The organism is Nocardia carnea, assembly GCF_029868855.1.
Taxonomy (GTDB): Bacteria; Actinomycetota; Actinomycetes; order Mycobacteriales; family Mycobacteriaceae; genus Nocardia; species Nocardia carnea_A.
In genome coordinates, this window is record NZ_JARWOV010000276.1 from 1 (window position 1) to 14,832 (window position 14,832).

Sequence of the window (14,832 nt, forward strand, 5' to 3'; positions counted from 1 at the left end):
GTCCAGGCCCGACACCCGGCCGCGCACGGTGGGGGCGGTTCGGCTGATCCGGAAACCACCGGCCGGGGGCGGGCCGCGCGGTACCGCCGCCCCGCCGGGGGGGGGGTTCGGGGGGGCCCCCGCCGTTGTGTTTGTCGTAAAAACGCGGCAACCGGGGGGGGCAAAACCCCGCGGCGCCGCAGGCGCCGCAGAATAAACACAGCGCCCGGCCTGCGAAAGGGCAGGACCGGGCGCTGGTGGGAAAGCTACTTGGCGTCGGCGTCGGCTTTCTTGGCGCGCTTGCCGTAGCGGGCCTCGAAGCGGGCCACACGACCACCGGTGTCCAGGATCTTCTGCTTGCCGGTGTAGAACGGGTGGCACTGCGAGCAGACCTCGACGGTGATATGCCCGGATTCCTTGGTGGAGCGGGTCTGGAACGTATTACCGCAGCCACAGACGACAGTGGTGTCGACGTAGGCCGGGTGGATTCCTGCCTTCATGGATGTCCTCTCGATATTGGTCGCCGGGTCGCTCGCATATTTCGTCGAACGTGAACCGGAACCGACTAAGGCGGGAGTCTGCGCGATTCGCAGACGCACGGCGGTCCAGTATGCCAGAACCACCGACGCCCCCTGCAACGCACCTCCCCCGGTATTTGTTCCGCATGGGATGGATACCCGTGGACGCGCGTCCGGCGGAAACGAGACGTGGGGGGGGGGCCGGGCGGGGGGCGCCCCCCCCCCCGGGGGGGTTTTTTGGTGGGGGCGGGCGGAGGGGGGGGCGCCCCGCCCCCCCCGCGCCCCCCCCCCCCCCCCCCCCCCCCCCCCGCCGGTTCGGTTATTATTCGGCGGGGCCGGATCCGTTCGAGGACCCGGCGCCGCGCGAAAGGCACCGATTATTCGTCCAGTGCTCCCGGAGCAGTCTTGGAGACCTGCATCAGGAATTCCAGGTTGTTCTTGCTCTTCTTCAATCGATCGATCAGCAGATCGATCGCCTGGTGCGAATCCAGGCCCGACAACACGCGGCGCAGCTTGTGCAGGACCGCGGCCTCGTCGACATTGAGCAGCAGTTCGTCCTTACGGGTACCGGACGGATTGACGTCCACCGCGGGGAACACGCGCCGCTCGGCGATCTTGCGGTCGAGTTTGAGCTCGGCGTTACCGGTGCCCTTGAACTCCTCGAAGATCACCGTGTCACCGGTCGAACCGGTTTCCACCATCGCGGTGGCGATGATCGTCAGCGAGCCGCCGTTCTCGATATTGCGCGCCGCGCCGAGGAACCGCTTGGGCGGATACAGCGCGGTGGAATCGACCCCACCGGACAGAATGCGTCCGGAAGCCGGCGAGGAGTTGTTGTACGCGCGGCCCAGGCGGGTGATCGAGTCGAGCAGGACCACCACGTCCTTACCCATTTCGACCAGGCGCTTGGCCCGTTCGATGGCCAGTTCGGCGACCGAGGTGTGATCGGACGGCGGCCGGTCGAAGGTGGAGGCGATGACCTCACCCTTCACCGAACGCTGCATATCGGTGACCTCTTCGGGACGCTCGTCGACCAGCACCACCATGAGGTAGCACTCGGGGTTGTTGATCGCGATCGCGTTGGCGATGTCCTGCATGATCGTGGTCTTACCGGCCTTCGGCGGCGACACGATCAGGGCACGCTGTCCCTTACCGATCGGCATGATCAGGTCGATGACCCGAGTGGTCAGCTTGTTCGGCGTGGTTTCCAAGCGCAGCCGCTGATTGGGGTACAGCGGGGTGAGCTTGTTGAAATCGGGCCGCCGTTTCGCCGAATCCACCTCGGCACCGTTGACCGTGTCCAGACGCACCAGCGGATCGAACTTCTGTCGCTGATTGGCCTGTTCGCCCTCACGTGGGGCACGCACCGCACCGGTGATCGCGTCACCGCGGCGCAGGCCGTTCTTGCGGACCAGGTTCATCGAGACGTAGACGTCGTTCGGCCCGGCCAGGTAGCCGGAGGTACGCACGAACGCGTAGTTGTCCAGGACATCGAGGATGCCCGCGACCGGCTGCAGAACGTCGTCTTCCCGGATCTCGGGCTCGCGGGCATCACCGCCGGCGCCGCCCTCGCGGTCGCGGCCGCGGCGGCGTTCACGGAACCGGCGACCCCGGCGACCGCGGCCGCCTTCTTCGTCGTCGCCGCCGCCGCGGTTGCTGTCGCCGCCCCGGCTACCGCCGGAGCCGCGCTGTTCGCCCTGGCTCTGCTGGCCGCCCTGGTTCCGGTCCCGCCGGCGTTCGCCCTGGTCGGAGTCCTTGGTGTCCTGTTTGGACTCGGGCTTGCCGCCGTCGGACTTGGCTTCGTCGGTGCGCGCCTCGCCGGAATCGCCGGCGTTCTTGCCCTGCTGATCGCGACCGCGACGCTGCCGGCCGCGGCCACGCTGGCCGGAATCCCGGCCGGTGTCCTCGGTGTCGGCGGGTTTGGTCTCGGGTTTGGCGTCGGCCTTGGTATCCCCCTTGGCGTCGGCTGCGGCCTTCGAAGCGTCGGACTTCCCGGCCTCCGCGGTGCCGTTGGCGTTCGCCGCACCATTGGTGGCGGCCTGCTTCTCGGCGGCCTTGGCGTCGCCGGACGCATTATCGGCGCCGGTGGCGGCGCGATCGGTCGTGGTCCGCGTGGGCGCGGGCGACTCGGCCGGGGCGGCGGCGGGCGCGGCCGGGGCCGTGGTGGACGCGGCCGCGGCGGGCTCCGCGGACTTACGCTCCTTGGCAGCCTTCGCGCGGGTGTTGCGCTCCGCGGCGGCGGGTCTGCCGGCCTGATTTTCCTTGATAGCAGCGATGAGATCACCCTTGCGCATACCGGAGGTGCCCCGAATTCCGAGTTCCCCTGCCAGTGCGCGCAACTGCGGCAACAACATTCCAGTCAGCCCCGATCCGATGTCGGTGTTTTCGCTCATCTTCGAAATCTGTCCGGAGTCACTTTCGCGGTTGCCCGAGGGTTCGGAGTCGGATTCCACCCCGGGTGTCGCGAGCAGGTCCGTATCTGTCACGGAGATCCTTTCCTTCCCTCGATGGCCGTGTGCTGTGTCGAGGGTTTCGTTCCGTAGCCCGATCTCGCTGCCGGACTCGGATTTGTAGCCGTATCGCCTGCCCCTCCGGGACCGGGTGCTTCGCCACCGCCGAAAAATGGTGGAAGAGATCATTCCAGTTCAGAGGCTGCGCGGCACCCCCATGGCATGGAGGCTCGAGCCTGGAGCCTGCTGGAGCGATTGCCCTGATGAAGCACCGGCGTCTGATGCGCGCGATGTACGGACTTGCCCAGGATAGCGGGCAACTACGAACCTCGGCAAGGCGGACGCGCCCGTCAGGCGATCCGGACGCCTTCCGCGAGGCCGGGCTCGAGTACCCGCAGCCCGTCCGCCGCGGCACGCGCACGCAGTTCGTCGGGGAAAGCGCTGGTCCCGAGTGCGAGCACCGTGGGGCCGGCGCCCGAAACGGTAGCCGCGATTCCGGCGGCCCGCAAGCGGTCGATCCAGGCGGTGGTCAGCGGCAGGGCGGGTGCGCGCTGAGTTTGGTGCAGCCGGTCCGCGGTGGCCGGGAGCAGCAGATCGGGGCGCTGGGTCAGGGCTACCACCGCCAGCGCGGCCCGGCTCACGTTGAACGCGGCGTCGCGATGCGGGATCAGTTCGGGCAACAGGCCCCGGGTCTGCGCGGTGGACGAGCGCTCGTCGGGGACCAGAACCACCGGTCGCAGGCCGGCGTGCCCGTCGAGGCGGACAGCGCGGTAGATCCGCTGCGGCGCAGCGATATCACCGATGGCCTCGGGACCCGGGCCGGTCTCGGTCCAGGAGACGACGATACCGCCCAGCACACTGGCCGCCGCATTGTCCGGATGCCCCTCGAATTCGGCGGCGAGCTGCACCATCCGGTCGGTGTCGACGGCCAGGGCCGGGTCGAATTCGGCGGCCAGCGCGCAGCCCGCGGCGATACCGCCGACCACGGCCGCCGCCGAGGAACCCAGTCCGCGGGAGTGCGGAATCGTATTCCGGCACAGCACCTCCAGGCCGTCGGCCCAGACCCCGGCCGACTCCAGTCCGCGTTCGATGGCCCGGACCACCAGATGCTGTGGCCCCCAGGGCACCTCGTCGGCGCCTTCGCCTTCCACCCGGATATCCAGTCCGGAATCGGTACTGCGTACTTCGATCTCGTCGTAGATACCCAGCGCCATCCCCAGCGAATCGAACCCGGGGCCGAGATTCGCGCTGGACGCGGGAACCCGGACCGTGACGGTGAGCCCGGCCGGCAGGGTGGGAGCAGTGAGCCGGCTTTCGCGCGTGTCCAAGGTCAGGCCAGCTCGAGTCGGGCGGCGACGGCCACCGGGTCGACGGCGATGGCCTGGACCTCGGGCATACCGAGAAGTGCGGTATCGGGGTCCTTCAGGCCGTTGCCGGTGACCGTGCAGACCACCTTCAGTCCGGGCTCGAGCCAGCCGTCGGCGCGGGCCGCCAGCACCCCGGCAACGCTTGCCGCGGAAGCAGGCTCCACGAATACGCCTTCCTTCGCCGCGACCAGCCGGTACGCCTCCAGGATCTCGTCGTCGGTGGCCGCCCGGAACGCCCCACCGGACTCCTCCTTGGCCGCGACCGCCCCGTTCCACGAGGCGGGCGCACCGATCCGGATGGCGGTCGCGATGGTTTCCGGTTCCTTCACCGGGGCACCGTTGACCAGCGGCGCCGCCCCGGCGGCCTGGACACCCAGCATGCGCGGCAGCGAACCCGTCACGCCGTCGGCATGATATTCGCGGTAGCCGCGCCAGTAGGCGGTGATATTGCCGGCGTTCCCCACCGGCAGCGCGTGCACATCGGGGGCGGTGCCGAGCACATCGCAGATCTCGAACGAGGCGGTTTTCTGGCCCTCGATCCGCGCCGGGTTCACCGAGTTGACCAGGCCGATCGACGGGAAATCGGAGGTGACCTTACGAGCCAGCTCCAGGCAGTCGTCGAAATTGCCCTCGACCTGGATCACCTTGGCACCGAGCATCACGGCCTGGGCGAGCTTGCCCATGGCGATCTTGCCCTGCGGGATGAGCACCGCACAGGTCATGCCGGCGCGGGTGGCGTAGGCGGCGGCCGAGGCCGAGGTGTTGCCGGTGGAGGCGCACAGCACCGCCTGCTGACCCCGGTACTTGGCATCGGTCATCGCCATGGTCATACCCCGGTCCTTGAACGAACCGGTCGGGTTGGCACCTTCGACCTTGAGATACACCTCACACCCGGTGAGTTCGGAAAGGTACGGGGCCGGTACCAGCGGGGTACCACCCTCGAAAAGGGTGACCGGTTCCCAGTCGGCCGCACCCGCGAGCCGATCCCGGTAGGCGGCGATCAGCCCGGGCCAGCGGGAGTGCGCGCCGGATTGCGGAGCGACACCGGCAGGCCCCCTACGCGATGCAGTTGGCCCGCCCGTCGCCCCACCGCCGCCCCTGACCGAATCGCTGCGCGATGCTGTTGTCATTCTTCGGTGCCTTCCAATCTCAGGACGCTGGTGACAGATGTGACGGATTCCATATCCGCGAGTGCGGCCACGGTTTCGGCCAGCGCCGACTCCGTCGCCAGGTGGGTGACGACGACGAGCCGTGCCCGGTCATCGTGCCCTTCCTGCCGGACGGTGGAAATACTGACCCCGTGCTCGGCGAATTTACCCGCCACCCGGGCCAGCACACCGGGACGGTCTTCGACCTTCAGATTCACGTGGTAGCGGGTGGGGGTATCGCCGATCGGCGCGATCGGCAGCGCCGCGTAGACCGATTCGCCGGGAGCCCGGCCACCGAAGAATTTGTTGCGGGCAGCCATCACCAGATCACCCAGTACCGCCGAGGCGGTGGGTGCGCCGCCGGCGCCCTGGCCGTAGAACATCAACCGGCCGGCGTTCTCGGCCTCCACGACCACCGCGTTGAATGCCCCGCTGACGGTGGCCAGCGGATGTTTGCGCGGGATCAGCGCCGGATAGACGCGCACCGAAACCCGTTCTTTACCGCCCTCGGCCGGACCGGGCTCCCCCGGGCCGGCCGGAACCCGCTCGCAGATCGCGAGCAGTTTCACGGCGCAGTTCACCGCGGAGGCGGTTTCCAGGTCCTCGGCGGTGATCGTCGAGATGCCCTGGCGGAACACATCGGCGGCCGTCACCCGGGTGTGGAACGCGAGGGAGGCGAGGATGGCGGCCTTGGCGGCGGCGTCGTAGCCCTCGACATCGGCGGTCGGATCGGCTTCGGCGTACCCGAGGCGGGTGGCCTCGGCGAGGGTCTCGCCGTAATCCGCGCCGGTTTCGTCCATTGCGGACAGGATGAAATTGGTGGTGCCGTTGACGATGCCGACCACTCTGTTGACCCGGTCGCCCGACAGCGACTGGATCAGCGGCCGCACCACCGGGATCGCCCCGGCGACCGCGGCCTCGAAGTAGAGATCGGCGCGGCTGCGTTCGGCCGCGGCAGCCAGTTCCCCGGTGTAATCGGCCAGCAGCGCCTTGTTGGCGGTGACCACGGATTTACCGGCATTGAGCGCGGCAAGGATGAGCGCGCGCGCCGGGTCGATACCGCCGACGACCTCGACCACCACGTCGACATCGGACCGGGCGACCAGGCCCTCGGCGTCGGTGGTCAGCAGTTCGGCGGGCAGGCCGCGGTCCCGGTCGAGATTGCGCACCGCGACCCCGCGCAGGGTCACCGGTGCACCGACGCGAGCCTGCAGATCGTCGGCGTGGTCGCGCAGAATCCGCACGACCTCGCTGCCCACATTGCCCATACCCAATACCGCGACCCCGATGGGCCGATCCGGGCCCCACCGGCCCGGTACGACGTCATTCACCGCGGGCACGCTCATCTCGGGCACATCCGCCCCTTTCGTCGCGTCCATCAGACCTCCAGACCGAGCAGATCGTCGATCGTTTCCCGGCGCAGGATCAGCCGCGCCGTACCGTCGGCGACGGCGACCACGGCGGGCCTGGTCAGCATGTTGTACCGGCTCGACATGGAATAGCAGTAGGCGCCCGTCCCGGCCACGGCCACGAGGTCGCCGGGCCCGGCGTCGGCGGGGAGCCAGGTATCGCGAATGATGATATCGCCGCTCTCACAATGCTTTCCGACGACGCGGGCCACCACCGGCTCGGCCTGTGAACCCCGCGAGACGAGCTGGCAGTGGTAATCGGCCTGATACAGCGCGGGGCGGATATTGTCGCTCATCCCACCGTCGACGCTGACGTACCGGCGACGCAGGCCACCGTCGAGGGATACATCCTTGATGGTGCCGATCTCGTAGAGGGTCACCGTACCCGGTCCGGCGATCGCCCGGCCCGGTTCGACCGCGATGCGCGGGACCGGCAAACCGGCCAGTTCGGCCTCCCGCGCAACCAGGACCCGCAGTTTCTCGGCGAAAGCGTCCAGCGGGGGCGGGGTGTCCGAGGGCAGATAGGAAATCCCGAGCCCGCCGCCCAGGTCGAGCAGCGATATCTGCGCGGTGCGTTCGACACCGAATTTGTCGACGGCCTCACGAAGCAGCCCGAGCATCCGGTGCGCCGCGATTTCGAAACCGTCGATTTCGAAGATCTGCGAGCCGATATGGCTGTGCAGGCCGACGAGGCGGAGGTTGTCGGCTTCGAAAACCCGGGCCAATGCCTCCATGGCGTCACCGCCGGAAATGGAGAAACCGAATTTCTGGTCCTCGTGCGCGGTGGAAATGTATTCGTGGGTATGTGCCTCGACCCCGACGGTGACCCGGACGAGCACATCTTGCACGACCCCCGCCGCGCCGGCGACGGCTTCCAGCCGGTCGATCTCGAACAGCGAATCCACCACCACATGGCCGACCCCCGCCGCGACCGCGGCCTCGAGTTCGGCGACGGATTTGTTGTTGCCGTGCACCGCGATACGTTCGGCGGGGAACCCGGCGTGCAGCGCGACCGCCAGTTCACCGCCGGAGGCCACGTCCAGCGACAGTCCTTCGTCGCGGACCCACCGCGCCACCTCACCGCACAGAAATGCCTTGGAGGCGTAGTGCACTCGCGAGTCCGAACCGAAGGCGCGCACCATATCGCGGCAGCGGGACCGGAAATCGTCCTCGTCCACCACGAACAGCGGGGTGCCGAACTGCGCGGCGAGTTCGGTGACAGGTATGCCGCCGAGGCGCACCACATCGTCGGCGTCACGGGTCGCATTGCGCGGCCACACGTTCTCCGGCAGATCGATCATCTCCCGCGGATCCGCCGGGCGCTGCGGCAGATTCGGCGCGTGCGGGATATCGGCGTGCCGGGGCCCGGCCGGATGGACACTCATCGGTCTCCCTTCCTCACCCACTGCCGGAACAGTCGGTCGTTGCGATAGCGGGTGGCGGTCACATCCGCTCCGGTGCGGTAACGCCCAGCAGCGCCAGCCCGTTGGCCAGCACCTGCCGGGTGGCGTTGGCCAGCACCAGCCGGGCGGCATTGACCGGACTCACGGGTTCGTCGCCCATCGGCAGTACGCGCAGCGCCTTGTTGGACTGGAACGGATGGTAGGCGCCGGCCAGTTCCTCCAGGTAGCGGGCGATACGATGCGGTTCCCGCAGGGTGGCCGCGCTCGCCACCACCCGGGGGAACTCGCCCAGGGTCCGGATGAGCGCGCCTTCGAGATCGGAGTCCAGCTGCGCGAAATCCGGTGTCACCGTGTCGTATTCGAATTCCGCGGCATTACGGGCGATCGACGCCGCGCGGGCGTGCGCGTACTGCACGTAGTAGACCGGGTTGACGCTTTCCTGCTTCGTCCACAGGTCCAGGTCGATATCGATACTGGAGTTCACCGAACTGCGCACCAGTGAATAGCGGGCGGCGTCCACGCCGATGGCCTCCACCAGGTCGTCGAGGGTGACAACGGTGCCGGCGCGTTTACTCATCCGCACCGCGACACCGTCGCGCAGCAGGTTCACCATCTGCCCGATGAGCACTTCGACGCTGTCGGGGTCGTCACCGAAAGCCGCGGCGGCAGCCTTCAAACGGCCGATATACCCGTGATGGTCGGCGCCGAGCATATAGATGCACAGGTCGAATCCACGCGACCGCTTGTCCTGCAGATACGCGATATCACCGGCGATATAAGCGGCATGGCCGTCGCTCTTGATGACCACCCGGTCCTGATCGTCACCGTAATCGGAACTCTTGATCCACCAGGCGCCGTCCTTCGAGTACAGGTCGCCGGAATTCTTCAGCGTTTCCACCGCGCGTTCCACCGCACCGGAGGCGAACAGCGAACTCTCGTTGAAATACACATCGAAATCGGTGCCGAATTCGTGCAGCGTTTTCTTGATATGGGCGAACATGAGTTCCACGCCCTCGGCACGGAACACTTCGAGCCGCCGCTCGGGGGCGAGGTCGAGCACACCGGGATGCGCGGACACGATCTGGCCGGCGATTTCGGCGATATAGGCGCCCGCGTATCCATTCTCCGGAGTCGGCGCGCCGGTGGCGGCCGCGACCAGCGATTCGGCGAACCGGGTGATCTGCGCGCCGTGATCGTTGAAGTAGTACTCCCGGGTGACCTCGGCGCCCTGCGCGGCGAGAATCCGGCCCAGGGCGTCGCCGACGGCCGCCCAGCGAGTGCCACCCAGATGTACGGGACCGGTCGGGTTCGCGGAGACGAACTCCAGGTTGATCTTCGTACCGGCCAGGGCGTCGGCGGTGCCGTAATTCACACCGGCGGTCAGCACCTGCTGCAGGATCACGCCCTGCGCGGAAGCCGCCAGCCGGATGTTCAGGAAGCCGGGACCGGCCACTTCCGCGCTCGCCACGGCCGATGTATCGCCGAGCGCTTCGGCCAGCCAGCCGGCCAGCTCACGCGGATTCGTGCCCGCCTTCTTGGCTACCCGCATCGCCACATTCGTGCTGTAGTCACCGTGTTCGGGATTACGCGGACGCTCCACATCGACCTTGTCGGGCAGGACCGCGGGGTCCAGTCCGCGTTCGGCGAGTACCTTCGCGGCCGTCGCGTGAAGGAGATCTGCAAGGTCGGCTGGAGTCACGAGTCTCTATCCTATGGTCCGAGTGGGTGCGCGCCGCGAGTGGGCACCGCAGCAATGCACTGTTCATCACGTGGGAAAGAGCTAGGACCGGTATGCCGAACAGGACCAGCGCCAAATCGGCGAAAGCCGTCAAGGCGGCGGGCAAAGCCTCTTCCGTTCGCGGGGGCGGTAGAAATGGGAACAAGCCACCGCTGATGCAGCGGATCCCGTGGCTCACGGTGGGCGCGATCGTGGTACTCGTCGCGCTGGTCGGGGCGCTCGCGGTGAGCCTGGTCCCGAAATATCAGGAGCAGGCCGCGCTGCGGGAACGGCAGGAGCAGGTCCGGCAGCTGCGTGAATCGCTGGGTCAGCAGTTCGCGCCGACCGAGCAGAACCAGGACCCCTCCGCCCAGATCCAGGGCGTGGTGACACAGGAGTACCCGGCGGGCCTGCACGTCGATGCCACCCAGCGGGTGGCCTACGACAAGACGCCCCCGTTCGGCGGACCGCACGACGCCTCCTGGGCCGATTGCATGGGCACCGTCTACGACAAGGCGCTACGCGAGGAGAACGCCGTCCACTCGCTGGAGCACGGCGCCGTGTGGATCACCTACAACCCCGAGAAGGTCGACGAGGACGGGGTCGACACGTTGAAGGCCTGGGTGGAAGGTGAGCAGTACATGCTCATGTCCCCGCACCCGGACCAGGAAGCGCCCATCTCGCTGCAGTCCTGGGGCCACCAGCTCGCCGTGGACAATGCCGACGACGAGCGCATCGGCCAGTTCGTCACCGCGCTGCGGCTGAACTCCTTCGAGTACCCGGAGGTAGGCGCGGACTGCGCCACCATGGGCTTCGATACCGAGAACCCGCCGCCGTACGACCCCAGCGCCCCCGGCGCCGACGCGGTGCCGATGGACGGTGGCGGTATCCAGCCCGACCAGAGCGAGCTGGGTGGCGCGCCGGGCGGGCTGCCCGGTGGACTGCCGGGCGGTATCCCGGCCGTTCCGGGTATGCCGGGCACGCTGCCGCAACAGCAGCAGGCGCCGGTGGGCGCACAGCCGGCGCCCGGGGCCGGGCAGTAATGCCGGAAGCCGAGACCACCGAGGCCGAAACGCAGCCGGCGCCGGGCCGGCGCGCCCAGCTGCGCGCACAACGCGTCCCGCTCCTGATCATCGGTGCGATCGCCCTGCTCGTGGTGGGGTTCGGCGCCGGTGTCCTGCTGGCGCCGGACACCACCGGCGACGGTAATCCGGCCGGTCCCGTGGATATCGGTTTCGCGCAGGATATGTCTGCGCATCACGCGCAGGCGGTGGAAATGTCCGGGATCGCGCTGACCGGTTCGGACGATCCCGAGGTCCGGCGCCTTGCCTACGACATCCTCACCACCCAGCAGAGCCAGATCGGCCGAATGCAGGGCTGGTTGCAGATATGGGACGCGCCGGCCCGGGCGACCGGCGGTTATATGACCTGGATGCCGCAGGAAGAGCACGCCGGCCACGGACACGATCACGATGGCGGCGCGGGTACGGCCGCGATGCCGGGCATGGCGACGACGGACGAGCTCCGGCAACTCCGCGCCGCGCAGGGGCCTGCGCAGGACACGCTGTTCCTCCAGCTGATGTTGCGCCACCACCAGGGCGGGGTCCCGATGCTCGAATACGGCACCGAACACGCCGAGACCACCGAGATCAAGACACTCGCCGGCCAGATGCTGCCCGCTCAGGAAGGCGAATCCCGGCTGATGACCAAGATGCTCGCCGACCGCGGCGCGCAACCGTTACCGTTCGGATGAGCCCCCACCACGCGTTTTGGCTCTACCGCGGCTGATGCGTTACGCTGTGGACCGCCCGATCGACCGGACTTCCGGCCTCTCGGGTGGATCCCCGCCCTCGTAGCTCAGGGGATAGAGCGTCTGCCTCCGGAGCAGAAGGCCGCAGGTTCGATTCCTGCCGAGGGCACCTACGACAGAATCCCCGGACCGATATCGGTCCGGGGATTTTGCTGTTATCCGCGCATTCGGCCACGAAGTACGGACGCAGCCCCACCCGGCGCGGACCGCGGCACCTGGGAGCCCCGGCGCTCCGCCAGGCTGCTGTAGCCGCCGGTTGGGCCCTGTCCTGATCCGCCCGGGAGCTCGGTTCCCGAATTCTGACGAGTCGGTGTGGTGACCGGCCGCGCAACGACAGGTTCCACCTCGGGTATCAGTCGAGAGAGTCTGCCAGCAGCGCGTGCAGGTCCAACAGGGCGGGTATCTGTTCGGATGGGCGGCGGCCCATACCGCATTCGGTCGCGATACCGAAGCGGGGTACGACGCCACGAGCGGCCTCGATACGGCGCCGGGCACCCTCGAACCCATCGGAGGCATGGACCAGGCCCAGGTACAGCGCGGTCTCCGGGTGGAGCGTGAGGTCGGCCAGCGGAGCGAAGTACGACTCGTCGGTGCGGTCCTTCGGCACCGGCATATGGACCCATTGCAGCGGGCGATGCAAGGCGGCAGCCACACCCGACGCCACCGCGACCAGTTTCGAGGTATCGGCGGGCTCGACGAAGTGCCGGTGGCCGAAATCGCCGTAACAGAGGTGGTAGCCGAGCTCGACTTCCGCGGGTACCGCGTTGCCCAGGCGAGCGGCCCGTTCGATCACTCCCCCGAGCAGACCGGCCGCGTCATCGCCGAACCACGCCGGAAATACCCCTTCGAAGAGGGCGAATTCGACCGCAGCGTCCCACTGGACGGCCAGATCGCGGTGCGGGATGTTATCGACGATATCCGCCAGCTCGGCCAGGACAGCGGCCTCGTAGCGCTGTTCCAGCTCCGCTTGCGGGCCGGCGATGAACGCGCCGACCACCGCGATCGGCGTCGGCAGGCTGACCTGGAAGCGGGTGCCCGGCGCGATCACTCCCCGTTCGCGCATCCGCTGGAAGACTTCCCAGGAATCGGCGGCGGCCCGCGCGTAGCCCAGCGTTCCCAATTCGATAGTGGCGGGGTCGACCCCGGATGCCGGCTGGACCCGTTCGCTGGGGCCGTACTCCGGGCTCGGTGGCGGCACGGTGACGAGGTCGGGGTGGCTCTGCAATTTGGGCAGTTGCCACACGACCCAATTGTCGCGTTCGCCGGTCTCGCCGTCGGGGATACGGGATATATGCGGCCCCAACCTGGTCGCGACTTGTTCGAAAACCGCTGCCGTATCCGGGAGCGGAACACTGCCGCACAGATGGACACCGAGATCGGACATGAAACCCTCCATGCAACGAAATGTGCTTGTCACCAGGGACGCGAGTGTACGAGCACGAACTCGGCGGCGCGCACCGAGAAAGCTTCCCTGTAACGGCGAGGGTTCGTCCCGACCAGGTTTTTCGGTCGGCAGCCTTTCTCATTCATCATCGGCCGGTGGCCGCGTGGTCCTACTGCGCCGCGATCACCGTCGGGTCAATCGGACGACCGGATATTCCCGAGCCGATTTCTGCTGGTACTTCGCATAGCGCGGCTGCTGTCCGGTGATGCGCTGCCAGGCCTGTGCGCGGTCGTCACCGGCGAGGCGATGTGGTGTCACGGGTACGGCCGGACTACCGTGCACTTCGACGGCCGCCTGCTCGGGATGGGCCATCAGGTTGACATACCAGTCGGGGTCCCGTTTGCCGCCACCCGAGGCGACCACCAGCCATCCATCGTCATCGGCGAACCAGGTGATCGGCGTTTCCCGTGGTTCCCCGCTCCGGCGGCCGGTCGTGTGCAGGATCAGCAGATCCATGCCCAGGTATTTGCCGCCCTTCCGGCGGATCTTGCCGGTGGTGCGCGCGTTCATCTTCCGCTGGAACCACAGTGAGAGCGCTCCGAACGAGCTCTTCCTGCGTTCGCCCCGCTGATCCTGCGCCACGGTCCTACCTCCTGATGGTTCTCGCTGTCCCGGCGACAACGCCCAGCGGCTCCCGGCCGGTGGGCTGTTCTTCTGAACGACGCTAGCCGCGGCCGAGTGTCCGGCGCTTCTCGATTTCTGATCGGATCGGCTGCGCCGCCGATACCTCGCGGGTGACGACAGTCCGGCGCGTACCAGGTGCGGAGATCAGCTCGGCATGCCCGGCAGTCCCGTCACCGCGGGCGCCAGGTAGTCGATGGCCGGCCGGGCGCGCATCACCGCGCGGCCGGCTTCGGCCCGCGCTGCTCGCTGCTCGGGTTCGGCGAGGTAGTGCAGGCAGGTGGTAACGATATCGTCGTAGTCGGTGAAGACGACCGCGTCGGCGTAGCGGTCGGCCTCCTCTGTGTCGGCGCAGTGCTCGGAGATCACGAACACCCCGTTGGCCAGCAGATACGAAACCCGGACGATCTCGAATATCTTGGTGTCGTAGAAGTGCGTGTTCACAACGATTTTCGCGCGCGCGTAGAGAGCGTCCCGGGCGGACCCGTACACACCGAAATGCGCTTGCGCGTTCAGGCCGAGCCGGCGCAATTCGTCGATCGGGGCCATGCGCCGCTCGTTGAGGGAACCGACGACGAGAACGTCGATATCCTGCTCGGCGGCGGCCGGGATCCGTTCGAGTTCGGGAACGTGACCGATCGGCACGTGCCGGGCGTGCCGCACCCCCAGATCCCGCAGCGCCGCGGTGTTGCGGGCACAGTAATCCCCCACCCGGTGCCGCCGACAGGTTGTTACACCCGAGCGCACAGAAGTTCGCGGCGGCGGCGGGCACAATCGACTACGACATGCGAGCCGGACCGCCAACCCAGGGAAAAGGGGACGTGAGATGCAGTTGGGCATGATCGCCGCGACCGCCGCCACCCGCGAACTGGCACCGATCATGGCCTCCATCGCCTTCGCCGCGCAGGCGGGTTGCCGGTTCACCGCCCAGCTCGGCGCCATGCGGATCGCCGAGGAGATCGACGC

At 68.0% G+C, this 14,832-nt stretch carries 12 protein-coding genes, 1 tRNA gene and 1 pseudogene; 4 read left to right on the forward strand and 10 right to left on the reverse strand.

Annotation, left to right across the window (positions count from 1 at the left end; genetic code table 11):
* Positions 1-245 precede the first annotated feature (245 nt).
* The 7 genes from rpmE to argS all read right to left on the reverse strand — a co-directional run bounded on the left by rpmE (position 246) and on the right by argS (position 9,973).
* Positions 246-479, reverse strand: a complete 234-nt coding sequence (gene rpmE / locus QH195_RS28505) for a 50S ribosomal protein L31 (protein WP_195055162.1) — start codon at positions 477-479, stop codon at positions 246-248.
* Positions 480-874: 395 nt separating this feature from the next.
* Positions 875-2,983, reverse strand: a complete 2,109-nt coding sequence (rho, locus tag QH195_RS28510; protein WP_432278358.1) for a transcription termination factor Rho — start codon at positions 2,981-2,983, stop codon at positions 875-877.
* A gap of 314 nt (positions 2,984-3,297) precedes the next feature.
* Positions 3,298-4,275 carry a homoserine kinase gene (gene thrB, locus QH195_RS28515; RefSeq protein WP_280417767.1) on the reverse strand — a complete coding sequence of 326 codons (978 nt, stop codon included), beginning with the start codon at positions 4,273-4,275 and terminating at the stop codon, positions 3,298-3,300.
* Between the two features lie 2 nt (positions 4,276-4,277).
* The gene (gene thrC / locus QH195_RS28520; protein WP_280437662.1) at positions 4,278-5,444 is read right to left on the reverse strand and encodes a threonine synthase; all 1,167 of its coding nucleotides are present in this window, start codon (positions 5,442-5,444) and stop codon (positions 4,278-4,280) included.
* A complete protein-coding gene (locus QH195_RS28525; RefSeq protein ID WP_280425456.1) occupies positions 5,441-6,808 on the reverse strand; it encodes a homoserine dehydrogenase in 1,368 nt (455 codons plus the stop codon). Before QH195_RS28525 ends, thrC begins: the two co-directional genes overlap by 4 nt.
* A gap of 32 nt (positions 6,809-6,840) precedes the next feature.
* Positions 6,841-8,256, reverse strand: a complete 1,416-nt coding sequence (gene lysA, locus QH195_RS28530; RefSeq protein WP_280425442.1) for a diaminopimelate decarboxylase — start codon at positions 8,254-8,256, stop codon at positions 6,841-6,843.
* A 58-nt stretch (positions 8,257-8,314) separates the two neighbouring features.
* Positions 8,315-9,973, reverse strand: a complete 1,659-nt coding sequence (gene argS, locus QH195_RS28535) for an arginine--tRNA ligase (RefSeq protein WP_280437663.1) — start codon at positions 9,971-9,973, stop codon at positions 8,315-8,317.
* Positions 9,974-10,065: 92 nt separating this feature from the next.
* On the opposite strand from argS, the gene QH195_RS28540 reads away from it, so the two are divergent.
* The 3 genes from QH195_RS28540 to QH195_RS28550 all read left to right on the forward strand — a co-directional run bounded on the left by QH195_RS28540 (position 10,066) and on the right by QH195_RS28550 (position 11,910).
* On the forward strand, positions 10,066-11,034 hold the full coding sequence (locus QH195_RS28540; protein WP_280425440.1) for a DUF3105 domain-containing protein: 969 nt from the start codon (positions 10,066-10,068) through the stop codon (positions 11,032-11,034).
* Positions 11,034-11,744, forward strand: coding sequence for a DUF305 domain-containing protein (locus QH195_RS28545; protein WP_280425439.1), 711 nt, complete (start codon positions 11,034-11,036; stop codon positions 11,742-11,744). Before QH195_RS28540 ends, QH195_RS28545 begins: the two co-directional genes overlap by 1 nt.
* A gap of 93 nt (positions 11,745-11,837) precedes the next feature.
* Positions 11,838-11,910: transfer RNA gene (locus QH195_RS28550), tRNA-Arg, on the forward strand.
* A 243-nt stretch (positions 11,911-12,153) separates the two neighbouring features.
* Here QH195_RS28550 and QH195_RS28555 read toward each other — a convergent pair.
* From QH195_RS28555 to QH195_RS28565, 3 genes are all read right to left on the reverse strand, one after another.
* A complete protein-coding gene (locus QH195_RS28555) occupies positions 12,154-13,185 on the reverse strand; it encodes a hypothetical protein (RefSeq protein WP_280437664.1) in 1,032 nt (343 codons plus the stop codon).
* Between the two features lie 183 nt (positions 13,186-13,368).
* Positions 13,369-13,755 (reverse strand): nitroreductase family deazaflavin-dependent oxidoreductase, encoded by a 387-nt coding sequence (locus tag QH195_RS28560; protein ID WP_280425455.1) that lies wholly within the window; start codon positions 13,753-13,755, stop codon positions 13,369-13,371.
* Between the two features lie 258 nt (positions 13,756-14,013).
* On the reverse strand, positions 14,014-14,577 hold the full coding sequence (locus QH195_RS28565) for a glycosyltransferase family protein (protein ID WP_280437665.1): 564 nt from the start codon (positions 14,575-14,577) through the stop codon (positions 14,014-14,016).
* A 106-nt stretch (positions 14,578-14,683) separates the two neighbouring features.
* Here QH195_RS28565 and QH195_RS28570 point away from each other — a divergent pair.
* Positions 14,684-14,832 (forward strand): annotated as a pseudogene (locus QH195_RS28570) (ABC transporter permease); the annotation flags it as partial.

Bases quoted from the DNA above. Each gene is read 5' to 3' on its own strand.
- rpmE (WP_195055162.1), bottom strand. From the start codon at position 479: ATGAAGGCAGGAATCCACCCGGCCTACGTCGACACCACTGTCGTCTGT.
- thrC (WP_280437662.1), bottom strand. From the start codon at position 5,444: ATGACAACAGCATCGCGCAGCGATTCGGTCAGGGGCGGCGGTGGGGCG.
- QH195_RS28525 (WP_280425456.1), bottom strand. From the start codon at position 6,808: ATGAGCGTGCCCGCGGTGAATGACGTCGTACCGGGCCGGTGGGGCCCG.
- lysA (WP_280425442.1), bottom strand. From the start codon at position 8,256: ATGAGTGTCCATCCGGCCGGGCCCCGGCACGCCGATATCCCGCACGCG.
- QH195_RS28540 (WP_280425440.1), top strand. From the start codon at position 10,066: ATGCCGAACAGGACCAGCGCCAAATCGGCGAAAGCCGTCAAGGCGGCG.
- QH195_RS28545 (WP_280425439.1), top strand. From the start codon at position 11,034: ATGCCGGAAGCCGAGACCACCGAGGCCGAAACGCAGCCGGCGCCGGGC.
- QH195_RS28555 (WP_280437664.1), bottom strand. From the start codon at position 13,185: ATGTCCGATCTCGGTGTCCATCTGTGCGGCAGTGTTCCGCTCCCGGAT.
- QH195_RS28560 (WP_280425455.1), bottom strand. From the start codon at position 13,755: ATGAACGCGCGCACCACCGGCAAGATCCGCCGGAAGGGCGGCAAATAC.